This is a genomic window from Azospirillum brasilense (assembly GCF_005222205.1).
Taxonomy (GTDB): Bacteria; Pseudomonadota; Alphaproteobacteria; order Azospirillales; family Azospirillaceae; genus Azospirillum; species Azospirillum brasilense_G.
On the sequence record NZ_CP032345.1, the window covers coordinates 1,757,017 to 1,779,827 of the forward strand.

Sequence of the window (22,811 nt, forward strand, 5' to 3'; positions counted from 1 at the left end):
TCTCGACAAAGATCGGCAAGGTTAGGGCGGACGGATCAAGTAAACGGGGCGGAGTGCATTTGCGTTCCATGAATATATGAAGCGCCTCTCCGGGCTTGCAAGGCGGGTCCTGACGATCCGTGTCTTACCGAACGGGGTGGAGTGCGTTACAGTGGCGGGATGATCGTGCTCTTTACGGATTTCGGGCTGTCCGGCCCCTACACCGGGCAGATGAAGGCGGTGCTGGCGCGGATGGCGCCGGGCCTGCCGGTCATCGACCTGTTCGCCGACGCACCCGCCTTCGACCCGCAGCTGTCGGCCTATCTGCTGGCCGCCTACGCTCCGGAATTCCCGGCGGACAGCGTCTTCCTCTGCGTGGTGGACCCCGGCGTCGGGACCGACCGCCGTCCGCTGGTGGTGGAGGCCGACGGGCGCCGCTTTGTCGGGCCGGACAACGGCCTGTTCGAACTGGTCCGGCGTCGGGCCGAATCGGTGCGCGCCTGGAGCATCGGCTGGCGGCCCGAGCGGCTGTCGGCCAGCTTCCACGGGCGGGACCTGTTCGCCCCGGTGGCGGCCAGCCTCGCCATGGGCAACCCGGTCGCGCTGGAGCCCGTCGATCCGTCCAGCCTCGCGCGGCCCGACTGGCCGGACGATCTGGCGCGGATCGTCTATGTGGACGTCTACGGCAACGCCATGACCGGCTTGCGCGCCGACCGGCTGCCGGAGGACGCGGTGCTGCGGGCCGGCGGCCGCACGGTGCGCCGGGGCCGGACCTTCGCCGACGTCCCGGTGGGGGAGGCGCTGTGGTACGCGAACTCCAGCGGTCTGGCGGAGATCGCCGTCAACAGCGGCCGCGCCGACCGCGATGCCGGGCTGGCGGTGGGGACGCCGGTGGAGGTCGTCCTATAGCCCGTCCAGGCAGCGGTCGAGCAGCGCCAGATCCACGGGGCGGGCCAGCACGGTGACCGGGCTGTTGCCCGGCTGGGCGTCCAATTGGGCGTCCGGCGCGCCGGCGGTCAGGATGATCCGGGTGTGGGGGTAGAGCATGCAGGCCAGCGCCGCGGCCCGGTCCCCCTCGTCCTCCGGAAGGTGGCGGCGCAGCAGGGCGACGGCGGGACCCTCGGCCCCGATCAGGCCCAGCGCCTCGAAGCCGCCGGACACCGTGGACACGGCGAAGCCGCGTTCCGCCAGATGGCGGGCCAGCGCGTCCCGCTGGCCAGGATCGTCGTCGGCGACGACGGCGCGGCGGCCCCCCTGGCCGGGCGGGCGGATGTCGGCGTCAATGGAAAAGCCGGTCGTCATGGGGGGCTCATCACTGGCTTCCCTGAACCTCAGGGGCTTTGAACCTCAAGAGTTTTCTACGCCACGCGGGGGCCGGTTGCAAATCCCCGTGGGCGGTACGCGCCGTCCGATCTGCGGACCTTGGTGTCAGGGACCTTGACGTCAGCGGATCTTGACGACGGTGGGGCGGTCGACGATCGACAGCATGGGCAGGTCGCTGGGCCGGTTGCCGTAGCCCCAGGTCTCGCCGAAGGGGCCGTTGGCGGCGATCCAGCCGCGCACCCGCTCCTGCTTGTCCAGCCGCACGCAATTGCCGGTGCACAGCCGTCCGGTCAGGGCGCCGTCCTCCACCTCCATCCCGGTGGCGAGCAGGTCGTCGACTCCCAGCCCGCGCAGCAGGGCCGGCATGTAGATGTCGAGCGCCCCGGTGGCGACGACCACGCGGCGCCCTTCGCGCCGGTGCATCTTCAGGGTCTCGACCAGCGGGGCATGCCAGCGGATGCGGTGGACCAGCCGCTCCGCGGCGGCCAGCGCGTCGGACACCGGGACGCCGCGCAGCGTCCGGCGCAGCAGGATGGTCTTGACCGACCCTGGAAAATCCACCCCCGGCCCGCGGCCGCGGGCGTGGCGGTGCAGGCCCGAGCGCAGGGCGTCCAGAAAGGCCAGCCGGGCGCGGTTGCGCCCGATGACCTCGCCGATGAACATCAGCAGGCTGTCGCCGTGGATCAGCGTCCCGTCGAAGTCGAAGAAGGCCACCCCCGGCGCGATGGAGGCCAGTGGGCCGACGCCGTGTGCGGTGGGACCCCCGGTGGAAGGGCCGGAGGCGATGGCGTCGGGAACGGGAATGGCGCTGGTCTGCATGCGCCCTTATCCGGCGGAACGCGCCGCGTCACAAGTCAAATGCGTTGTGGTGGGCCGCCCGCCGCCCCTTAGTGCAGCGACGGGCTGGGGGAATCGTCCGACTCCTCCGCCTCGATCAGCAACTCGCCCGCGGCGATTTCTCCGGCGCATTCCTCCAGCCCGGCCTTGACGGCGATCAGGAGGTTGATGATCTCGCCATTGTCCTGCTCCAGGATGCGCAGGCGCTCCTCCAGCTTGTCCAGACGGCGGGTGACGCTGTCGGTCAGCCGGTCGAGGCGGGCGAGAACCGGGTCGTTGTTCGTGTCGTCCATGGCGGCGGTCGGTCCGTCGATGATTCGTGTGCGGTCCTGAAGCTAGGACCACGCACCGCCTCTGGACAGACCCGCGCCCGGCGCAACCCGCAATTGATGGGATTATCGTCCGGATGGTGCCCGACGAGTCCAAAGGACTCAGGAACGGGCACGCCCGGGCGTTATTCCCCCTCCGACGTGGTGGTGCGGCGGCGCAACGGAACACCATACAATTCGAGCCTATGGCCGAGCAGTTCATAGCCCAGTTCGCGGGCTATGACTTCCTTCAGCCGTTCGAGATCTTCATTTTGGAACTCCACCACCTTTCCGGATTCGAGATCGATCAGGTGATGATGGTGTTCCGACCCGGCTTCCTCGTAGCGGGCGCGGCCGTCGCCGAAGTCCAGCCGGTCAATGACGTTCGCGTCCTCGAACAGGCGCATCGTCCGGTAGACGGTGGCGATGGAGATGCGCGGGTCGATGGTGGATGCCCGGCGGTGAACCTCCTCCACGTCGGGGTGGTCGGCGGCCTCCGACAGCACGCGCGAGATCACGCGGCGCTGGTCGGTCATCTTCAGCCCTTTCTCGATGCAGAGCTGTTCGAGGCGCGAAGGCATGGAAGTCCCCTTGTTGTCGTCTCATTGGCGCGCGCGGTTCGGCCCCGTATGGCTTGGCCCGTATGGCCCCGGCCGCGCGTTGGCCGCCGTCCCTCCCCGGCACGGCCACCCAAAAGCCCCAGCACCATACTGTGATTCGGAACCATTCACAAACGCCGACGTTTGGTGTCGGCTTACGGAAAGGGCGCGCGCCATGATGACCCTGGACATCCACCACACCACCACCTACCGCTACGCCAACCCGGTGACCTTCGGCGACCATCGCCTGATGTTCCGGCCCCGCGACAGCCACGATCTGCGGTTGATCGAGACGGGGCTGGTGATCAGCCCACCGCCGGCTTCCGTCCGCTGGCTTCACGACGTCTTCGGCAACTCCATCGCGGTGGCGAGCTTCGACCAGCCGGCGACGGAGCTGCGCTTCGAAAGCCACATCCGGGTCGATCACTACCCGATGGGCGAGCTGGAATTCCCGATCGAGGACTACGCGCGTTCCTACCCCTTCAGCTATTCGGCGGAGGAGGTGCCGGATCTCGCGCTGACCACCCAGCGGCACTATCCGGACCCCGAACACCGGGTGGACGAATGGGCCCGGCAGTTCGTGACGCTGGGCGAGGGCGGGCCGCCCGACACGCAGGAGATGCTGGTGTCGATGACCCGGGCCATCAAGGAGACCTTCACCTACCAGGCCCGCGACCTGGAAGGCACCCAGAGCCCGGTGGACACGCTGGCGTCGAACAGCGGCTCCTGCCGCGACTTCGCGCTTCTGATGATGGAGGCGGTGCGCTCGCTGGGCTTCGCGGCGCGCTTCGTGTCCGGCTATCTCTACGATCCCGCGCGGGACGGTCAGGAGGGGGCGATGACCGGCGGCGGGGCGACCCACGCCTGGGTGGAAATCTACCTGCCGGGCTGCGGCTGGGTGGAGTTCGACCCGACCAACGGCATCATCGGCGGCAAGAACCTGATCCGCGTCGCCGTCGCCCGCGACCCGTCGCAGGCGGTGCCGCTCGGCGGCTCCTGGACCGGGGCGCCGGCGGATTTCCTCGGCATGACGGTGGATGTCCAGGTCACGGCGACCGGCGGGACGGGCGCCGGCGACGCTCCGCAGAACCCGATGCCGGTGGCCGGAGCCGTTTGACGCGGCAACCAATTGCAAACGAACGTCTGGCAGAATGGAGGGTCCGGGGCTGTTCCGGTTCCGGACCGACCGTCCCATCCGACAGACGAGGCTGCGTCACCCCGTGCTCGATTCCGATCCGACCAGTCCCGCCTCCGGCGGCACGCCGGAAACGGAGGCCGCCCCCGTCCTGGTCGCGGCCCTTCTGGCCGTCCGTGAGCCGCCCGTCGGACCGGACGCGCCCTGCCGCACCCTGCGCGACCGGCTGGCCGTCCAGCCCGGTCTTCCGGCGCTCGCCGTGACGGGGGAGGGCGGGCGCGTTCTGGGGCTGGTGGACCGTCTGGCGCTGGCGGGGATTGCCGATCCGGAGGCGCCGGCACGGACGGCGATGGACCCGGTGCCGCTTCTGGTCGAGGCGGACCTTCCGCTCTGCGAGATCGCGCGGCGGATCATCCAGGACAAGCCCGGCGCGCTGGCTTCCGGCTTTGTCGTGCTGGAGAAGGGGCGGTACCTCGGCATCGGGTCGGGGGTGGACCTGCTGGCGCGGACGGACGAGCAGATCATCCAGCGCACCCGCCAGCTCGACGAGGCCCGCCGCGCCGCCGAGCGCGCCAACCGGGCCAAGACCGCCTTCTTCGCCTGCATGAGCCATGAGATCCGCACCCCGCTGAACGCCATGATGGGCTTCGCGGAGCTGCTGGAGCAGGAGGTCCTGGGGCCGATCGCCAACCCGCTCTACCGCGACTACGCCCGCGACATCGCGGAGAGCGGCCGCCATCTGATGGACCTGATCAACGACCTGCTCGACCTGTCGAAGGCCGAGGCCGGGCGGCTGGAACTGGCCGAATCCCTGGTCGACGTGCCGCGCGTCGCCGTGGGCAGCGCCCGCCTGCTGTCCGACCGCGCCGGGCGGGCCGGGGTCGGCATCGAGACGGACCTGCCGCCCGATCTGCCGCCGCTGCGCGCCGACGAGCGCAAGCTGCGGCAGATGCTGCTGAACCTGCTGTCCAATGCGGTGAAGTTCACGCCGCCCGACGGTGTGGTCACTCTGGACGGCCGGGTGGCGGCGGACGGGACGCTGCGCCTGTCGGTGCACGACACCGGCATCGGCATGACCGCCGACGAGCTGGAAAAGGCGCTGGAGCCCTGGGGCCAGATCGACAGCGCGCTGGGCCGCAACCACATCGGCACCGGCCTCGGCCTGCCTTTGACCAAGCGGCTGGTGGAGCTTCACGGGGGAAGGCTGGACATCGACACCGCCCCCGACCGCGGCACCACCATGACGCTGGTCTTCCCGGCGGAGCGGGTGGGCGGGTAGCGTTGCCCCCACCCCGGCCCTCCCCCGCTGGGCGGGGGAGGGAGATTTGGTCCCCTCCCCTGCGAAGCTCTCGCGCAAACCAAAGGTTTGCGCTGACGCGGCAGGCGGACCTTTGGTCCGCCGAGAGCGGGGGAGGGTTAGGGAGGGGGCAACGGGGCCTTACGCCAGCCCCTTCTCCATCGCGCTCGCCAGACGGCGGGCGAAGGCGGCGGGGTCGGGCAGGGCCTCGCCTTCCACGATGCGCGCCTGGTCGAGCAGCAGCCACGCCGCGTCGTCCAGCGAGGTCGCCGCGCCGCTCGCCTTCGCGCGCTCGGCGAGGCGCTTGATCAGCGGGTGGGCGGGGTTGACCTCCAGGATGCGCTTGGCCGCCGGGGCGTCCATGCCGAGCTGCTTGTGCTGCTTCAGCAGGCGCTCCAGGTGCATGTCCATGTCGTTCTCGTCGGCGACGAGGCAGACGGCGCTGTCGGTCAGGCGCTCCGACGGGCGGACGTCCTTCACAGCGTCCTGGAGCGTCAGCTTCAGAAGCGCCAGCAGGTCGGTCAGCTCGCCTTCGGAGGCCTTCTCCTCGGCCGGCTTCTCCTCGCCGCCCTGGATCTTGCCGAGGTCGGCGCCGCCGCGGGTCACCGACTTGAAGGGCTTGTCCTGGAAGCTGCCGACCGACGGCACCCAGAACTCGTCCACCGGGTCGGTCAGCAGAAGCACTTCGACGCCCTTGGCCTTGAAGCCTTCGAGCTGCGGGCTGCGCTTCAGCGTCTCGATGTCGTCGCCGCTGATCGTGAAGATGGCCTCCTGGCCCTCCTTCATGCGGCCCAGATACTCCTCCAGCGAGACCAGACCGTCACCGGCGGTGCTGCGGAAGCGCATCAGCTTCAGCAGATCGTCCCGGTGCTCGTAGTCGTCGTAGAGGCCCTCCTTGAGGACGGCGCCGAAATTCTCCCAGAAGGCCGCGTATTCCTCCGCCTTCTCGGCGTCGCGGGCCTTCTTGCCCAGCTCCGACAGGACGCGGCGGGTGATGCCGGCGCGGATCTTGGCCAGCATCGGGTTGTGCTGGAGCATCTCGCGGCTGATGTTCAGCGGCAGGTCCTCGCTGTCCACCACGCCGCGCAGGAAGCGCAGGTAGGGCGGCAGCAGCCCTTCCGCCGAATCGGTGATGAAGACGCGCTTGACGTACAGCTTCACCCGGTGGGCGCGCTTGGGGTCGAACAGGTCGAACGGCTTGGAGGACGGCACGAACAGCAGGTTCGTGTATTCGATGGCGCCTTCCGCCCGCCAGTGCAGGGTCAGCCACGGATCGTCGAAGGCGTGCCCGACATGGTGGTAGAACTCCGTGTACTGCTCCGCCGTGATCTCGTTCTTGGAGCGCATCCACAGGGCCGACGCGCTGTTCAGCGACTTGGCGTCCTCGCCCTCCCCGAAGAGGATCGGGATGGCGATGTGGTCGGAGTATTTGCGGACGATGGCGGAGAGGCGGTGCTCCTCCAGATACTCGTCGTCGCCTTCGCGCAGGTGCAGCCGGATCTGCGTGCCGCGCGGCAGGTCGGCGACGTCGGAGATGGTGAACTCGCCCTTGCCGTCCGACAGCCAGCGCCAGCCCTGCGTCTCCCCGGCCTTGCGGGTCAGCACCTCCACCCGGTCGGCGACCATGAAGGCGGAATAGAAGCCGACGCCGAACTGGCCGATCAGGTTGACGTCTTTCTTGGCGTCGCCCTCCTTCGCCCCATCCTTAGCGTTCTCCTTCAGGTTGCGCATGAAGGCGGCGGTGCCGGAGCGCGCGATGGTGCCGAGGTTCTCGACCAGATCCTCGCGGTTCATGCCGATGCCGTTGTCGGCCACGGTGAGGGTCCGCGCCTCCTTGTCCACGATCAGCCGGACCTTCAGGTTCGGGTCGTCGGCGGACAGTTCGGGCTGCGTCAGCGCGGCGTAGCGCAGCCGGTCGCAGGCGTCGGAGGCGTTGGAGACCAGCTCGCGCAGGAAGACTTCCTTCTCGCTGTAGAGCGAGTGCGCGACGATGTCGAGCAGGCGGCTGACCTCGGCCTGGAAGCTGAGCCGTTCCTCGGTCATGGTGTCATCCTTGATCGTTTTTGTTGGTGGTGGGCTTGTTGGTGGTGGCCTTGCCGATGGGGCCGAAGGACGGCGCAGATATGTGCGAGCGCATCGCCCCATGCAAGAGCGATCGGCTGGCGTTGCGCTGGAGTTTCGCAACCGGAGTGGTGGGGTGAGGGGAGGATTGCCCCCACCCTGACCCTCCCCCGCTGCGCAGGGGAGGGGACTAAGATTCCCTCTCCTGCGAAGCGGGGGAGGGAAGGGGCCCGCGGCGAAGCCGCGGGAAGGGTGGGGGCAAGAACCTCGGCAGCCTCAGCGCTTCTTGCCCTGGATCGGCTCGGGCTCCGGCGCCGGCTGGCCCATGCCCATCAGCGCGCTCATGTCCGCCCCGTTCAGCAGGAACTGGCCGGTCTCGGTCACGTCGATCTTGTAGCTGCGCACGTCGTTGCCGGCGTCGTCCTTGGACGCCTGTCCGAAGGCCTGGAGCATGGCGATCACCCCCAGCGCGTTCTGGGTGCTCTCGTCGGCCTTCTTGCCCGGCTTGGGCTGCATCGCCTTGGCGGCGGCGTCCAGCCCGCGCAGCAGCACCGTGCTGTTGCCCACCGCGCCGAAGGCGGAGTTGGCGGCCATGCGCATGGCGCCGGTCATGGTGCCGGAGGCCGCCGGGGTGTTGACGACGAAGCGGTCGATGCGCAGCTCCGTCCCGACCTCCGCCATGGCGCCCATCAGCCGGTTGCCGATGGCCGACATCTCGGCCTCGTCGTCCGGCAGGGCGGCTTCCTCCTCGGCCTCGCCGTCCTCCTCGTCCTCCTCACCGGCGGCGGCCTGGGATTCGGCCAGCGTGGCGAGGTCGGCGAAGGCCCGCCACAGCGAGGCGGTCGGCAGCTTCGCGGTGCTGATCTGGATGTCCAGCTTGTCCGGCATGAAGGCCTTGGGCGCCACCTCCGGCTCCAGCGTCAGGCCGCTGGACTCGATCCCGAAGGTGGTGGAGGCCATCGGCTTGTCCAGGTCCTCGGCGCTGCCGCGCAGAACGAGCTGGCCGAGGGCGAGGCGGGTGCCGTCCTCCGGGTTCAGGGCGGTCAGGCCGGACAGGCGGACGCGCCCGCTGGCCCCGCCCATCAGGTTCTGCATCAGCGGGATCAGCTCCGCCGCCGGAGGCTGGGTGCCGGCCAGGGCGTGGGTCTGGGTCAGCCGCTGCATGGCGTCGGCGCGGGCGAGGTCGACGCGGGTGTAGGTGCCCTCCATCGTCAGGCCGCCGAGGTTCAGCACCTCCTTCTTCGTCTCGTCGAGGAAGCGCAGGTTGCTGACGGACAGGGCGCCCGGCCCGCTCCACAGCGGGGTGCCGGCGGCGGCGGTGCCGTCGGGCTTCAGCTCCCCGGCGACGGTGATGGCGCCGACGGTCAGGGCGCTCTCGTCCTTCTTGCCCTTCTTGCCCTTGCGGTCGCTGGTGACCGACAGGTCGCCAAGCTCCGCGTCCATGGACAGCGCCGTCTCGTAGGCGCCGGACCACAGGGCGCTGATGCGCTGGCGGCCCAGCTTGACGGTGGCCGACGGCTTGCCGTTGTCCAGGATGGCGACGCGGTCGGGCAGGGTGGCGGTGACGGCGTGGGTGTTGCCGTCCTGCGGCTTCACCGTCAGGTGGATGGTGCCGATGTCGGCGGTGGTGCCGTCGTCCGACACCGCGGTCAGGGCGGGCAGCGCCACCTTGTAATGGTCGCCGGCCGGGGTCGCCACCGGCTCGCCGCTCCAGCGCAGCTCGGTCTCGTCGCCCTCGCTCTTGGGGAACCAGCGGGCCAGCCCGTCCTTCAGCGTGGCGGCGAGGGCCCTGGCCCCGTCCTCGGTCACCGGGGGCGCCTCCGCGCGCGCGGTGGCGGGCGGCAGCGCCAGGGTTGCGAGCATCAGCGCGGCGGCGAGCGGACGGGCGGGAATACGGCGCATGAGGAGTCCCTTAGGGTGGAGCGCGCCAGCGTAGACGGGATAACCGGCGCCCGTCCATCGGCCCGAGGTTTTATACCCCGCCCCGGAAGAGTTCGGCCCCGGATGGGCATTGCGGCACGGCACGGCCGCCCTGACGCTTGCATTGCCGGTGCACAGGCCCAAAACTTACGCTTATGACCTCTGTCCTTTCTTCGTCCGGGGGCGGTCTGGGTGCGGGTGGCCGGGTGGTCGCCGTGCTGGGGCCGACCAACACCGGGAAAACCCATCTCGCCATCGAGCGCATGCTCGGCCACCGGACGGGGATGATCGGCTTTCCGCTGCGCCTGCTGGCCCGCGAGAACTACGACCGCATCGTGTCGATCAAGGGCAAGAACGCCGTGGCCCTGGTGACGGGGGAGGAGAAGATCCTGCCGCCCAGCCCGTCCTACTGGGTGTGCACGGTGGAATCCATGCCGCTCGACCGGGCGGTGGATTTCCTGGCGGTGGACGAGGTGCAGCTCTGCGCCGATCCGGAGCGCGGGCACATCTTCACCGACCGGCTGCTCAACGCGCGCGGGCTGGTCGAGACGATGTTCCTCGGCTCCGACACGGTGCAGCCGCTGATCCGCCGGCTGGTGCCGCGGGCCGAGTTCATCAGCCGCCCGCGCTTCTCGCAGCTGACCTACGCCGGCTACCGCAAGCTGACGCGCCTGCCGCCGCGCTCCTGCGTCGTCGCCTTCTCGGCGACCGACGTCTACGCGCTGGCCGAGATGATCCGGCGCCAGCGCGGCGGCACCGCGGTGGTGCTGGGCGCGCTGTCCCCGCGCACCCGCAACGCCCAGGTCGGGCTCTACCAAGCGGGGGAGGTCGACTATCTGGTGGCGACCGACGCCATCGGCATGGGGCTGAACATGGACGTCGACCATGTCGCCTTCGCCCGCATCGTGAAGTTCGACGGCTTCGCCCCGCGCCGCCTGCGCGCGCCGGAGGTGGCGCAGATCGCCGGGCGCGCTGGGCGGCACATGCGCGACGGCACCTTCGGCACCACCGACGAGGTGGGGGAACTGGAGGCCGACGTGGTCGACCGCGTCGAGAACCACCAGTTCGAGACGATCAAGACGCTGATGTGGCGCAACAGCAAGCTGCGCTTCGACACGCCGGGCTTCCTGCTGAAGTCGCTGGAGGAGCGCCCGCCGATCCCGGAGCTGCTGCGCGCCCGCGACGCCGACGACCATCTGGCGCTTCAGGCGCTGGTCCGCGACCATGAGGTGATGGACCTCGCCAAGGGCCGCGACAACGTGCGGCTTCTCTGGGAGGTCTGCCAGGTCCCCGACTTCCGCAAGGTGCTGTCGGACGCCCACACCCGGCTGCTCGGGCAGATCTTCCGGCAGCTGCGCACCGGCATCGGGCGGCTGGACGAGGACTGGGCGGCCAAGCAGATCGCCCGGCTGGACCGCACCGAGGGCGACATCGACGCGCTGGTCGCCCGCATCGCCCATATCCGCACCTGGACCTACATCTCCAACCGGCCGTCCTGGTTGACCGACCCCGTGCACTGGCAGGCGCGCACCCGCGCCATCGAGGACAAGCTGTCCGACGCCCTGCACGAGCGGCTGACGCAGCGCTTCATCGACCGCCGCTCGGCCACGCTGGTGCGCACGCTGAAGGACGGGCGGGACCTGATCGGCGGCGTGCGCGCCGACGGCGAGGTGGTGGTGGAGGGCCACCCGGTGGGCCGGCTGGAGGGTTTCCGCTTCGTCCCCGACGCCCCGGAGCGCTCGGAGGAGGCCAAGTCCCTGCTGACCGCCGCCCGCCGCGCGCTGCGCGAGGAGGTGGCGTCGCGCCTGCGCGCCTTCGAGCAGGAGCCGGACGACGTGTTCGCCCTGGGGCCGGACGGGGTGCTGACGGCGGACGGGCTGCCGGTGGCCCGGCTCGGCCCCGGCCCGTCGGTGCTGACCCCGGCGGTCCTGCCCTTCGACGAGGGGCTGCTCGACCAGGGGCAGCTCGACCGCGTGCGCGTCCGGCTGGAGCGCTGGCTGAAGGACCGCGTCGCCGCCCGGCTGCGCCCCCTGCTGGCGCTGCGCGACGCGAGCGATCTGACGGGAACGGCGCGTGGGCTGGCTTTCCAGCTCGTCGAGAACATGGGGGCGATGCCCCGCGCTCCGGTCGCCCCGCTCGTCGAAGGGCTGGAGAAGGCCGACCGCAAGGCGCTGTCCCGCCATGGGGTGCGGCTCGGCGTGTCGCACCTCTACCTGACGGCGCTCGCCAAGCCGGGGGCGGTGGAGTTGCGCGGGCTGCTGTGGGCGGTGAAGCACCGCCTGCCCCTGCCGGTGCCGATCCCGCCGCCGGGCCGCGTCTCGGTGGAGGCGACGGGCGCGCCGCCCGCCTTCTGGGAGGCCATCGGCTATCCGGCGGCGGGGCCGCGGGCGCTGCGGGTGGACATGCTCGACCGGCTGGAGACCGAGCTGCTGACCGCCGCCAAGGAGGGCCGGCTTGTCGCCGAGCCGGCGCTGGCCCAGATGATCGGCGCCAAGCCGGACGAGCTGGAGGCGGTGATGAAGGGGCTTGGCTACACCCGTTCGGTGGCGGAGGATGGGGCGGTCTCCTGGCGCCGCCGCCGCAACCCGCGCCACAAGCCCCGCCGCGAGACCCCCGTCAACGCCGACCACCCCTTCGCCAAGCTGCGCCAGCTTTCGGGAATTGGATGAAAAGATTTGCTTTTGCCCCCTCCCTAACCCTCCCCCGCCTTCGGCGAGGGAGGGGACTTCGCAAATTTTCCCTCTCCCGCGAAGCGGGGGAGGGAGGGACCCGCGCGGCAGCGCGGGAGGGTGGGGGCCGCGCATGACCGACATCGACGACGACGACGATCTCCCCGACTCCGGCTCCGACCCCACCCCGGCGGGCCGGCTGCGGATCGACAAGTGGCTGTGGTTCGCGCGCTTCTTCAAAACGCGCAGCCTCGCGGCGAAGCTGTGCAACGGCGGCGGCGTGCGGGTGTCCGGCACGGTGGTCGGCAAGGCGCATTACGCGGTTAAGCCCGGCGACGTGCTGACCTTCGCGCAGGGGCGGCACATCCGCGTCATCAAGGTGATCGCGCTCGGCAGCCGGCGCGGCCCGGCGCCGGAGGCGCAGGCCCTCTACGAGGACCTCGCCCCGCCGGTGCGCGAGGAGGCGATCCAGGACCCCTACCGCGCGCCGCCGGCCCCGCGGGAGCCCGGCGCCGGACGCCCGACCAAGCGCGACCGCCGGGCGCTCGACCAGCTCTACGGAGAGGAGTAAGCCGGAACAGCCGGGAAAAGCGGCGGTGAAGCGCGGGCGGGGCCATTGCCATTCAGGGGCCGCACCCTCATCTGCGCAAAATAATCCCGCAACGGCCGACTTTTCTGGAGCCCGCCGCCCCCATGCTCGAACTGTTCTCCGACCCGCAGGTCTGGGCCAGCCTCCTGACGCTCACCGCGTTGGAGATCGTGCTCGGCATCGACAACATCATCTTCATTTCGATCATGGCGGCCAAGCTGCCGGTCCACCAGCAGCAGAAGGCCCGGCAGCTCGGTCTGGCGCTGGCGCTCCTGATGCGGCTTGCGCTGCTCGCCTCCATCTCCTGGGTGGCGACCCTCACGGAACCGCTGATCACCGTGCTCGGCATGGGCTTCTCGGGCCGCGACCTGATCCTGCTCGGCGGCGGCCTGTTCCTGCTGGCCAAGGGCACGATCGAGATCCACAACACCGTGGAGGGCCACGAGGAGGACAGCGCCGCCCCCAAGCTCGCCAGCTTCGGCGCGGTGGTCGGGCAGATCATCGTGCTGGACATCGTCTTCTCGCTGGACAGCGTGATCACCGCGGTCGGCATGTCCAACGACCTGCCGGTGATGGTCACCGCCGTCATCATCGCCATGGCGGTGATGCTGTTCGCCGCCCGGCCGGTGGGCGATTTCGTGAACCGCCACGTCACCGTGAAGATGCTGGCCCTGTCCTTCCTGCTGCTGGTCGGCGTGGCGCTGATCGCCGACGGCTTCGGCTTCCACATCCCGAAGGGCTACCTGTACTTCGCCATCGCCTTCTCGACGCTGGTCGAGGCGCTGAACCTGATGGCCGCCGCCCGCCGCAAACGGAAGAAGGCCGAAGCGCACTGACGCTCCGGCCCTTCTGAACGGGTCTTCCGACGGGCCGCCCCTTCGCGGGGGCGGCCCGTTCGCCTTTTCGGGTCAGGTCCGCATCAGACCGTCGCGGAACTCCACCTCCTCCACCAGATGCTCGTAGGCGAGCTTGAAGAGGTCGCGGATCGAGACGATGCCGACCGCGCGCTTGCCCTGGGTGATCGGCAGGTGGCGGTAGTGCTTCGACTGCATCAGGGTCAGCGCCTCGATGGCGTCCGCGTCCGGCGGCAGGGTGTCCGGGTTGCGGGTCATGATCGCCGACACCTCGGTCTCGAAGGCGTCGATCTGGGTGGAAAGCACCTTGTTGTTCAGGTCGCGCTCGGTGACGATGCCGACGAGGTCGCCGTGGTTCACCACCAGGACGGCGCCGATGTTCTTCTCCGCCATCAGCTTCGACACGGTCAGGACGGAGGTGTCCTCCGTCACCAGGATGAGTTCCTGCGACTTCACCACGTCCGGAACCAGCTTCCGCTTCATCATTTCCCCCAATTTGTAATTTGTTTACAAACTCAAGCGCTGCAGGGAAACAATAGCAAATATCGCAGGTGCAAAACTGCGGCAGAAGACCGCACCTCGGATGGGGTGGTCCGGATTGGGCAGTTAGCGACGACGCAGGACGACGGTCAGGTTGTTGGCGGGCATCTCCACCACCTCGGCCAAAGCGAAGCCGGCGGCGGCGCCCTCCACCGCGTCGAGGTCGCGCACGCCCCAGGCGGGATTGCGGGCCTTCAGGTCGGCGTCGAAGGCGGCGTTGCTGGGTGCGCTGTGCCGCCCGCCGCGCGTGAAGGGGCCGTAGAGCAGCAGCGGCCCTCCCATGGGCAGAAGGCGGGCGGCCCCGGCGAACAGGCCGAGCGCCGCCTCCCACGGGGCGATGTGGATCATGTTGATGCAGACCACCGCATCGGCCGCCTCGACCGGCCAGTCGGGTGCGGCGGCGTCGAGGTCCAGCGGGTCGCGCAGGTTGGGCAGCGCCGCCGTGGCGGCCCAGGAACGGACGCTGTCGCGCAGGCCCGGGTCGGGGTCGCTCGGCTGCCACGTCACGGCGGGCAGCGCCGCGGCGAAGGCCACGGCGTGCTGGCCGGTGCCGCTCGCCACCTCCAGAACCAGACCTTGCGGCGGCAGGACGCGGCGCAGCACCTCCAGGATGGGGGCGCGGTTGCGCTCCGTCGCGGGGGCGTGGCGGCGAAAGTCCTCGGGGTGCAGCGGATCGAACATGGGGGGAGGCTAACCGCCCCCGGCGCCCAGGGCAACCGCGGCGGGGTCGCGGCGTCCGGCCATCCAGGCCCCGGCGGCGAGGAGGAGCGCGCCGGCCAGCACCGCGGCGGCGGCGCCCAGCAGGGCGGAATCGAAGCTGCCGGTGCGCGCCACCACCAGCCCCGCCGGCACCGGCCCGATGATCTGCCCCAGCCCGTAGACGGCGGTCAGCGCGCCGATGACGCGGGCCGACGCCCCGCCCGACAGGTGCCGCCCCAGCGTGAAGGACAGGGTGACGATGCCGACGAAGGTTCCGCCGAACAGCACCGCCGACAGCAGGGCCGCCGCCGGGGAACCGGTGATCGGCAGCAGGATGCCCACCGCCTGCACGACATGGGCGAGGATCAGCGCCCGCCACAGGCCGAGCCGCCGCCCCGCCGCCGCCCAGACAATGCCGGACGGCATGGCCGCCAGACCGGTGACCATCCAGGCCGCGGCGCCGAGCGGCGCCGTCTCCGGCATCGTCTTCAGGATGGCGACCAGGAAGGTGCCGGTGACGATGTAGCCGGCCCCCTCCAGGAAATAGGCCAGCGTCAGCAGGATCATGGGAACGGAAGGGCGGAAGGCGGGCATGGATGTGGGCCGGGCGGCTGCGGTGTGACCAGGCTCGCGCGGCGCATCGCTCACCCACAGCCAGGACAGGGTGCCGAAGCCCAGGCAGACCAGCCCCAGCCACAGCCAGTCGCCGCGCCAGCCCAGCCGGTCGCCCATCACGGCGACGAACAGGCCGCTCGACGCGATGCCGAGGCCGACGCCGGTGTAGAGCCAGCCGGTCCAGGACTCCCGCCCGGCGCGGGCCAGCGCGTCCAGCGTCATGGCGATGCCCAGGATGAACAGGCCGGCGCTGGCCAGCCCGGAGACGAAGCGCAGCACGGCCCAGGCCGCCAGGTCGTCGGTGAAGCCCATACCGGCGGTGGAGGTGACGCTGGCGATCAGCGCGGTGCGGAAGACGGCGGTGCGCGCCGCGCCCTGCGGCACCAGCCCGACGCCCAGCGCCCCCAGGAAATAGCCGAGATAGTTCAGCGAGGCGAGCAGCCCCGCCGCGTCGGTGCCCAGACCGGTCGCCGCCTGCATGGCCGGCAGGATCGGCGTGAAGGCGAAGCGCCCCACCCCCATGGAGACGACCAGCACCAGCACGCCGCCGATCAGCGCCCGGACCATGCTTTCCTCCCACCGGCTGGCTTTTTTTCTCTGCGCCCATCCTCGCGCGTCGGAACCCTCATTTCCAATGATTTGTTTCGATGCTATGCTTCACTGTGAGTGATGGGAGATGTCCGGATCGGGGGAGGGGGCGATGGACCTCGCGGGCCTGCGGGTGGTGAAGGCGGTGGCGGACACCGGCAGCGTCAGCCGGGCGGCGGAGACGCTGAACTGCGTCCAGTCCAACGTGACGGCCCGGCTGAAGCGGCTGGAGGAGGATCTCGGCGTGCCGCTGTTCCTGCGGCTCAGCCGCGGCATGGCCCCGACGCCGGCCGGGCGGGTGCTGGCCGACTACGCCGACCGCGTGCTGCGCCTCGTCGCCCAGGCCCGCGACGCGGTGGCCGACGCGGCGGGGCGGGGCGGGCGGCTGTCCGTCGGCACCATGGAGACCACCGCCGCGGTGCGGCTGCCGCCGATCCTCGCCCGCTTCCACGCGGAAAATCCGGACGTCGACCTGACCATCGTCCCCGGCCCCACCGAAACCATGCTGGGGGAGGTCCTGGCCGGGCGCATCGACGGCGCCTTCGTCTCCGGGGCGGTGGAGCATCCCGAACTGGTCAGCCGGCCCGTCTTCGAGGAGGAGCTGGTGCTGGTCGAACCGGCCAGCGGCATCACCAGCGAGTCCGGGCGGAACACCCTGCTGGCCTTCCGGCGCGGCTGCGCCTACCGCGCGCGGGCCGAGACGGCGATGCGCGAGGCCGGGCGGGTCCCCTACCGGGTGATGGAGTTCGGGGCGCTGGAGGCCATCCTGGGCTGCGTCGGCGCCGGCATGGGCGTCACCGTCCTGCCCCGCGTCGTGGTGGAGCGGGAGCCCTGGCGCGGCCTGTTCACCGCCCGCCCGCTGCCGCCGGAACTGGCCCGCATGCCCACCCGTTTCGTCCGGCGGGTGGATTCCATGGAGACGGTGGCCCTGCGCACCTTCCTGGAGGCGGTCGCGGAGGGGAATATGGAGGGTGGGGCTGCGTCGCTTGCGCCCACACAACCGGCGGGGTTGATCCCGTCTCGGGCGGCGTGCTAGGCAAGCGCCGCGGTCGGGCCATGGTCCATCCATGCCCTCGGCCGCGCCCACGCGCGAGCACGTCAGTCGAAGCGTCCATCGAAGCGACTCGAACCCCGGCGCGTGAACACCGCCGGAACTGGCGAGAACAGCGGAGAACGAATCATGCCCTACGTCGTGACGGAAGACTGCATCAAGTGCAAGTACACCGATTGCGTCGAGGTCTGCCCCGTGGACTGCTTCTACGAGGGCGAGAACATGCTGGTCATCCACCCGGATGAGTGCATCGACTGCGGCGTGTGCGAGCCGGAATGCCCGGCCGAGGCCATCGTGCCGGACACCGACGGCCGCGCGGAGAAGTGGATGGAGCTGAACCGCGACTACGCGGCGCAGTGGCCCAACCTGACCCGCAAGAAGGACGCGCTGCCCGACGCCGACGCCATGAAGGGCGTGGACGGCAAGTTCGACAAGTTCTTCTCTCCGAAGGCCGGCGGCTAAGCGGAGTCGGGACTATTGCGGCGCATGGCATTCTTTTGCCGCCATGCAAAAACGACAGGTCGGCCATCGGCGGGCAACGTCAGAATCCGGACGGCTGCCCGCGCGTAGCCTTTGTAACCCGGCCGTAACATCGCTATAATACGCGCCCGGAGCCGGCCTCAGCGTCATTGCCGGAATTCCCATCGACCAAGGGCTCAGTGCAACAGTGCGCGGCGTGGAGGACCCCATCCCCACGGTGTGTCGTTGTCACCGGGCCTTTTTCGCCCCCTCCACCGGGGCGGCAAAATGGCGCGATCGCGAGAAGTGAGAGCCAACCCAAATGTCGAACAAGCTTGACTTCGAGGCCGGTGACTTCGTCGTCTACCCGGCCCATGGCGTCGGTCGGGTCGAGGGAATCGAGACCCACAGCATCGCTGGCATGGATGTTCAGCTCTACGCGATCACGTTCGAAAAAGAGCGCATGACGCTCAAGGTTCCGGTCGGCAAGGCCAAGGCCGCCGGCCTGCGCCGCCTCAGCACGAAGGACCGCATCAAGGTCGCCCTGGAGACGCTGCAGGGCCGTTCGCGCGTCCGCCGCACGATGTGGAGCCGCCGCGCCCAGGAGTATGAGGCCAAGATCAACTCCGGCGACCCGGTGGCCATCGCGGAGGTCGTGCGCGACCTGTACCGCGGCGCCGACCAGTCCGACCAGTCCTACAGCGAGCGCCAGATCTATCAGGCCGCCCTGGAGCGTCTGGCCCGCGAACTGGCCGCCGTCGAGAAGATCGACGAGACCAAGGCCACCGAGCGGCTGGAACTGGTCCTGAAGAAGGCCGCCTGAGTCCGGTTCGACCCCGTTTCCCGGTCCGGAAGCGGGAACCGGTTTCCGATTGTGATGTTGACGATGAAGGCGCGGCGCTTTGGCCGCGCCTTTGTCTTAAGTTTTCGTCTTTCGCCGGGTCCGTGCGGCGCCTACACTCCCGCCCCCGGCCTGTTCTGGGCCGGTCCGTGACCGCTGGATGGGGTGAGCGTCTCCGGCATGTCTGAAGCGCAGAAATTCATCGATCTCCGGAACCCGCGGCGCATCTGGGCCGTCGGCTCGATCCACGCGCAGACGGACCATCTCCACGCCGTGCACGAGGTGATCGCGGCGCGCTTCCTGCCCGGCGACCGGCTCGTCTATCTCGGCAACATGGTCGGCTGGGGCGAACGGGTGCTGGAGACGGTTGACGCGCTTCTGGCCTTCCGCACCTGGCTGCTGAGCTGGCGGGGCATGGAGGCCGACGACATCGTCTATCTGCGCGGCGCGCAGGAGGAGATGTGGCACAAGCTGCTCCAGCTCCAGTTCGCGCCCGACCCGCAGCAGGTGCTCGACTGGATGACCCGCCACGGCGCGGGGGCCACGCTGGCCGCCTATGGCGGCACGGTGGAGCAGGGCATGGCGGCGGCCCGCGGCGGCACCATGACGCTCGGCCGCTGGACCCAGGGGCTGCGTCAGGCGATGCACGCGCAGCCCGGTCACGAAAATGTGTTCAACACCCTGCGCCGCGCCGCCTACTGCACCGGCCAGGAACAGGGCCAGGGCGGCGTGCTGCTGGTCAGCGCCGGCGTGGACACCCGCCGCCCGCTGAACCATCAGGGCGACGCCTTCTGGTGGGGGGCGCCCGGTTTCGCCCAGATGTCAGAGCCTTACGGCGGTTTCGCCCGCGTCGTGCGGGGCTACGACCCGGCCCGCAAGGGCGTCGCGGTGACCGACCGCGTGGCGACCCTGGACGGCAATTGCGGGTTGGGTGGGCACCTCGTTTGTGGATGCCTGTCGCCTTCGGGTGAGATCCTGGACCTGTTCCAGGTCTGATCCATCTCCCTTTTTCCTACCCGTCCGACCCATTCCTTCGGCCTCCGCCACCGAATCCCTTCCGGTGCGGATGATCCGAAACGTCTTGTGCTGCGTATGACGTGCAACAGGGCGAGGGGAACGGCTGTTGTCCCAACCGTCGGCGGTCCGTGGCGAACCGGCCACAGCGAACCGACGGATCTTTGGACCTGAGGGGGCCTGTCCCTTCGGACTCCGCAGCACAGGGCACGAGCAGCCTGAAACGCGGCCGCCCAGACGGGAAGGAAGGGACGTATGGCCTACATCGACGATCCCGAGACTCAGCGCGCGAATCTGAGTTTCATCAAGGCTTCCATGCGTGAGCCTCTGCTGACGCGCGATCACGAATTCGATCTCGCCCGCAAATGGCGCGAGGGCGGCGACGAACGGGCCCTTCACGAACTGGTCCGCGCCTACACCCGGCTGGTGGTGGCGACCGCCGCGCGCTTCCGCAACTACGGCCTGCCCATGGGCGACCTCGTGCAGGAGGGCAATGTCGGGCTGATGCAGGCGGCCAGCCGGTTCGAGCCGGACCGCGAGGTGCGCTTTTCCACCTACGCGGCGTGGTGGATCCGCTCGGCCATGCAGGATTACATCCTGCGCAACTGGTCGATCGTCCGCACCGGCACCACCGCCGCGCAGAAGTCGCTGTTCTTCAATCTGCGCCGCCTGCGCGCCCGCATCGAGAGCCTCAGCCAGGGCGGCACCGGCTCCGGCAACAGCCTGACCAAGGAGGGTCGGGAGTGGATCGCCGGCGAACTCCAGGTCGACGTGACCGAGGTGGAGGCGATGGAGATGCGGCTGTCCGCGTCCGACCAGTCGCTGAACTCCCCGGTCGCCGACGGCTCCGACGAGGACTGGCAGGATTTCCTGGCCGACCAGCGCCCCTCGCCGGAGGAGGTGGTGATCGGCATGCGCGACAGCCGCACCCGCTCGCAATGGCTGGCCGAAGCGTTGGGCGAACTCAGCCCGCGCGAACGCACGATCATCCAGGAGCGCCGCCTGCGCGAGGAGGGCGCCACCCTGGAACAGCTCGGCCGCGAACTGGGGGTGAGCAAGGAGCGGGTGCGCCAGCTTGAGCACCGCGCCCTGCTGAAGCTGCGTCAGTCGATGCTGAAGCGGGTGGAGGGGTTCGGGGACCTGCTGGCGGACGCGTAGACGCCAGTTGCTCCCTCCCTAAAGCGAACGTCCGTTCGCTTTAGATTCACATCGCCTCACTCGCCGGCGGCTTCGGCCGCACGTGCGGCCGGGACCGCCGTCGCGGTCCAAAGCGGATTGCAATCCGCTTTAACCCTCCCCCGCTTCGCAGGGGAGGGGACTGCCGCCGCTTCGCGATCATCTCCCTCCCCTGCGCAGCGGGGGAGGGCCGGGGTGGGGGCAAAACCCACCTACGCCTTCTCCTCCTCCCGAACCGCCCCCGCACCATCTCCCCCGCCCTCATCATCCAGGGTGACCCGCCACACCTCCGTCGTGCCGCTGCGGCCGCGGAGCGTGCGGTCGCCGACGCAATCCAGCGGGGCGGCGCCGTCGCCCTGGAAGGCGGTGGCGGCGCTCGACAGGACGATGACCTCCTCGTCCCCCTGCAGGGCGGAGGCCAGCTCCTCGATGCGGGCGGCGACGTTCACGGTGTCACCGACGATCGTGTAGTTGATCCGGCTCGCCGACCCGATATTGCCCACCACCACCGGTCCGGAATGCAGCCCGATTCGCACGCGGATCGCCGGCAGCCCCGCCGCCGCGCGGCGGCGGTTGCCGTCGCACACGGCGCGGGTGATGGCGTGGGCGGCGCGCAGCGCGCGGGCGGCGTGGTCCGGCTGCTCCTCCGGCGCGCCCCAGAAGGCCATGATGGCGTCGCCGATGAACTTGTCCACCGTGCCGCCCTCCGCCTCGATGCAATTGGCGAGCAGGGTGAAATGCTCGTTCAGCAAAGCGGCGGTGTCGGCGGCGCCCATATGCTCGGCCATGCGGGAGAAGCCGCGGATGTCGGTGAACATCACCGTCACCTCCCGCTCCTCCGACTGGAAGCTGGTCAGGCCGCCGCGGCGGTGCATCAGCCGCAGCACCAGCGCCTTGGGCACATAGGTCTCGAACCAGCGCAGGCCGCCGACCATGGCGTTGAAGGCGCTGTTGGCGCGGGCCAGCTCGCGCAGGCGCGAATCGGGAAGCTCGTCGATCGCGCGGAACTCGAAGGTCCGGACGCGGTCGGCGGCCTCGGCCAGACGGGCCACCTGGGCGCTTATGCGCCGTCCGACGATCAGCGCCACCGCCACCGAGATCAGCAGGATGCCGAGACCGGCGAGGCCGGTGGTGTAGAGGCGGCGGACCTCGGCGCTGGCCTCGTTCGCGCGGAAGCTGATGCCGATGGTCCAGTCCCGCTGGCCGTAGCCGGCCATGCTGCGCATCAGGAACAGGTAGTCCTCGTCCAGCACGTTGACGATCCGGCCCTCCACCCGCTTCTTCAGCGCGTCCACCGGCTGGCCGGTCTGCCACAGGGCCGCCAGCGCCGGGTCGGCCACCTGATCGATGCGCGGCAGGGGCGGGCCGTCGGTCTTGCCGGAGAAGTCGAACTTCATGCCGGCCAGCGACGGGTGGGCCAGCACATGCTGGCGGTCGAACAGGACGAAGGCGTTCAGACCCTGCTCCACATAGAGCGTGGACAGGAAGCGCGACAGGTCGCCCAGCGACACGCCGACCACCACCTGCCCCAGATAGGTGCCGTTGCGCCGCACCGGCTGGAACAGGGTGACGAAGCTGGTTCCCGCCTCCTTCGACCACAGCGGGTCGGCCCAGACGGCGGTGGTGCGGTCGGCGCCGTTGCGCAGCTCCGGCGCCAGCTCCGGCTCGTGGCGCAGATCCTCCCGCCCGATGTGGAGCTGGTTGCCCAGCCGGTCGGCGCGCAGGCCGGTGCGGTCGGGATGGAAGAAGGCGATGCCGGTCACGTCCGGCGCCCCGGCCAGCGCGCCGCGCAACGTGTCCTGGAGCGAACGGGAATCGGCGGGATCCAGCTCCCCCCGCTCCATCAGTCCGGCCACGAAACGGGCCATGTCCCGCGCGGGGTTGAGCTGGTTGCGGATGCGCACCTCCACCCCCGACAAAGCGAGGTCGGCGCGGTCGTTCAGCAGCGTGAAGGTGTTGCGGCTGGCGCTGACGAGGCCGAGCACCAGAACGCTCGCCACCGCCAGCAGCATCAGCGACCCGAAGCCGGCCACCAGCACCGCCGCGATGGGCAGGCGCAGGCGCGGGCGGCCCAGCGCGGGCGGGCGCGTCCGGCGTGGACCACCCCTCTTGCGCACGGCCTCCTTCAGCCGGGCGACGCGCAAGCCGGTTTGCAGAAAACGCCGTTTGGTGGGGTGGTCAGCCATGGCGCGGAGCCTACAGGACGCACGCGGCCATCGGCAATCGGCCATCGCGCCGCGTCCCGCAACGGTCACCC

At 70.1% G+C, this 22,811-nt stretch carries 21 protein-coding genes; 11 read left to right on the forward strand and 10 right to left on the reverse strand.

Annotated elements, in window-relative coordinates:
- Window positions 1–159: 159 nt before the first annotated feature.
- The gene (locus tag D3869_RS08515) at window positions 160–888 is read left to right on the forward strand and encodes an SAM hydrolase/SAM-dependent halogenase family protein (RefSeq protein ID WP_137139694.1); all 729 of its coding nucleotides are present in this window, start codon (window positions 160–162) and stop codon (window positions 886–888) included.
- Here D3869_RS08515 and D3869_RS08520 read toward each other — a convergent pair.
- The 4 genes from D3869_RS08520 to D3869_RS08535 all read right to left on the reverse strand — a co-directional run bounded on the left by D3869_RS08520 (window position 883) and on the right by D3869_RS08535 (window position 3,028).
- The gene (locus tag D3869_RS08520) at window positions 883–1,281 is read right to left on the reverse strand and encodes a response regulator (RefSeq protein ID WP_137139695.1); all 399 of its coding nucleotides are present in this window, start codon (window positions 1,279–1,281) and stop codon (window positions 883–885) included. The two genes, D3869_RS08515 and D3869_RS08520, sit on opposite strands and share 6 nt — an antisense overlap.
- Window positions 1,282–1,422: 141 nt before the next feature.
- The gene (locus D3869_RS08525; protein WP_137139696.1) at window positions 1,423–2,121 is read right to left on the reverse strand and encodes an HAD family hydrolase; all 699 of its coding nucleotides are present in this window, start codon (window positions 2,119–2,121) and stop codon (window positions 1,423–1,425) included.
- A gap of 68 nt (window positions 2,122–2,189) precedes the next feature.
- Window positions 2,190–2,432, reverse strand: a complete 243-nt coding sequence (locus D3869_RS08530; RefSeq protein ID WP_137139697.1) for a hypothetical protein — start codon at window positions 2,430–2,432, stop codon at window positions 2,190–2,192.
- Between the two features lie 161 nt (window positions 2,433–2,593).
- On the reverse strand, window positions 2,594–3,028 hold the full coding sequence (locus D3869_RS08535; protein ID WP_035679968.1) for a Fur family transcriptional regulator: 435 nt from the start codon (window positions 3,026–3,028) through the stop codon (window positions 2,594–2,596).
- A 193-nt stretch (window positions 3,029–3,221) separates the two neighbouring features.
- On the opposite strand from D3869_RS08535, the gene D3869_RS08540 reads away from it, so the two are divergent.
- Together D3869_RS08540 and D3869_RS08545 are read left to right on the forward strand one after the other, a co-directional pair.
- Window positions 3,222–4,163, forward strand: a complete 942-nt coding sequence (locus D3869_RS08540; RefSeq protein WP_137139698.1) for a transglutaminase family protein — start codon at window positions 3,222–3,224, stop codon at window positions 4,161–4,163.
- 103 nt (window positions 4,164–4,266) lie between these two features.
- On the forward strand, window positions 4,267–5,460 hold the full coding sequence (locus tag D3869_RS08545; protein ID WP_137139699.1) for a sensor histidine kinase: 1,194 nt from the start codon (window positions 4,267–4,269) through the stop codon (window positions 5,458–5,460).
- A gap of 159 nt (window positions 5,461–5,619) precedes the next feature.
- Here the strand turns inward: D3869_RS08545 and htpG are convergent, their stop codons facing one another.
- Together htpG and D3869_RS08555 are read right to left on the reverse strand one after the other, a co-directional pair.
- Window positions 5,620–7,521, reverse strand: coding sequence for a molecular chaperone HtpG (gene htpG, locus D3869_RS08550; protein ID WP_137139700.1), 1,902 nt, complete (start codon window positions 7,519–7,521; stop codon window positions 5,620–5,622).
- A gap of 294 nt (window positions 7,522–7,815) precedes the next feature.
- Window positions 7,816–9,441 carry a DUF945 domain-containing protein gene (locus D3869_RS08555; RefSeq protein WP_137139701.1) on the reverse strand — a complete coding sequence of 542 codons (1,626 nt, stop codon included), beginning with the start codon at window positions 9,439–9,441 and terminating at the stop codon, window positions 7,816–7,818.
- A gap of 173 nt (window positions 9,442–9,614) precedes the next feature.
- On the opposite strand from D3869_RS08555, the gene D3869_RS08560 reads away from it, so the two are divergent.
- From D3869_RS08560 to D3869_RS08570, 3 genes are all read left to right on the forward strand, one after another.
- On the forward strand, window positions 9,615–12,128 hold the full coding sequence (locus tag D3869_RS08560) for a helicase-related protein (RefSeq protein ID WP_247895597.1): 2,514 nt from the start codon (window positions 9,615–9,617) through the stop codon (window positions 12,126–12,128).
- 133 nt (window positions 12,129–12,261) lie between these two features.
- On the forward strand, window positions 12,262–12,699 hold the full coding sequence (locus tag D3869_RS08565; protein ID WP_137139702.1) for an RNA-binding S4 domain-containing protein: 438 nt from the start codon (window positions 12,262–12,264) through the stop codon (window positions 12,697–12,699).
- A gap of 122 nt (window positions 12,700–12,821) precedes the next feature.
- Window positions 12,822–13,553 carry a TerC family protein gene (locus tag D3869_RS08570; protein ID WP_137139703.1) on the forward strand — a complete coding sequence of 244 codons (732 nt, stop codon included), beginning with the start codon at window positions 12,822–12,824 and terminating at the stop codon, window positions 13,551–13,553.
- A gap of 72 nt (window positions 13,554–13,625) precedes the next feature.
- Here D3869_RS08570 and D3869_RS08575 read toward each other — a convergent pair whose 3' ends face one another.
- The 3 genes from D3869_RS08575 to D3869_RS08585 form a co-directional block, all read right to left on the reverse strand.
- Window positions 13,626–14,057 carry a CBS domain-containing protein gene (locus D3869_RS08575; protein ID WP_246472179.1) on the reverse strand — a complete coding sequence of 144 codons (432 nt, stop codon included), beginning with the start codon at window positions 14,055–14,057 and terminating at the stop codon, window positions 13,626–13,628.
- A 120-nt stretch (window positions 14,058–14,177) separates the two neighbouring features.
- Window positions 14,178–14,792, reverse strand: coding sequence for a DUF938 domain-containing protein (locus D3869_RS08580; protein WP_137139704.1), 615 nt, complete (start codon window positions 14,790–14,792; stop codon window positions 14,178–14,180).
- Between the two features lie 9 nt (window positions 14,793–14,801).
- Window positions 14,802–15,992, reverse strand: coding sequence for a YbfB/YjiJ family MFS transporter (locus tag D3869_RS08585; RefSeq protein WP_137139705.1), 1,191 nt, complete (start codon window positions 15,990–15,992; stop codon window positions 14,802–14,804).
- Between the two features lie 133 nt (window positions 15,993–16,125).
- Between D3869_RS08585 and D3869_RS08590 the strand changes: the two genes are divergently transcribed.
- From D3869_RS08590 to D3869_RS08610, 5 genes are all read left to right on the forward strand, one after another.
- Entirely contained in the window at window positions 16,126–17,049 is a 924-nt protein-coding gene (locus tag D3869_RS08590; protein ID WP_137139706.1) for a LysR family transcriptional regulator, read from the forward strand.
- A gap of 144 nt (window positions 17,050–17,193) precedes the next feature.
- Window positions 17,194–17,526 (forward strand): ferredoxin FdxA, encoded by a 333-nt coding sequence (gene fdxA / locus D3869_RS08595; RefSeq protein ID WP_014238741.1) that lies wholly within the window; start codon window positions 17,194–17,196, stop codon window positions 17,524–17,526.
- A 319-nt stretch (window positions 17,527–17,845) separates the two neighbouring features.
- Entirely contained in the window at window positions 17,846–18,346 is a 501-nt protein-coding gene (locus tag D3869_RS08600; RefSeq protein ID WP_014238739.1) for a CarD family transcriptional regulator, read from the forward strand.
- Between the two features lie 198 nt (window positions 18,347–18,544).
- Window positions 18,545–19,360 (forward strand): hypothetical protein, encoded by an 816-nt coding sequence (locus D3869_RS08605; RefSeq protein WP_137139707.1) that lies wholly within the window; start codon window positions 18,545–18,547, stop codon window positions 19,358–19,360.
- A 273-nt stretch (window positions 19,361–19,633) separates the two neighbouring features.
- The gene (locus D3869_RS08610; RefSeq protein WP_137139708.1) at window positions 19,634–20,536 is read left to right on the forward strand and encodes an RNA polymerase factor sigma-32; all 903 of its coding nucleotides are present in this window, start codon (window positions 19,634–19,636) and stop codon (window positions 20,534–20,536) included.
- A 230-nt stretch (window positions 20,537–20,766) separates the two neighbouring features.
- Here the strand turns inward: D3869_RS08610 and D3869_RS08620 are convergent, their stop codons facing one another.
- Window positions 20,767–22,740 (reverse strand): adenylate/guanylate cyclase domain-containing protein, encoded by a 1,974-nt coding sequence (locus tag D3869_RS08620; RefSeq protein WP_137139709.1) that lies wholly within the window; start codon window positions 22,738–22,740, stop codon window positions 20,767–20,769.
- Window positions 22,741–22,811 lie beyond the last annotated feature (71 nt).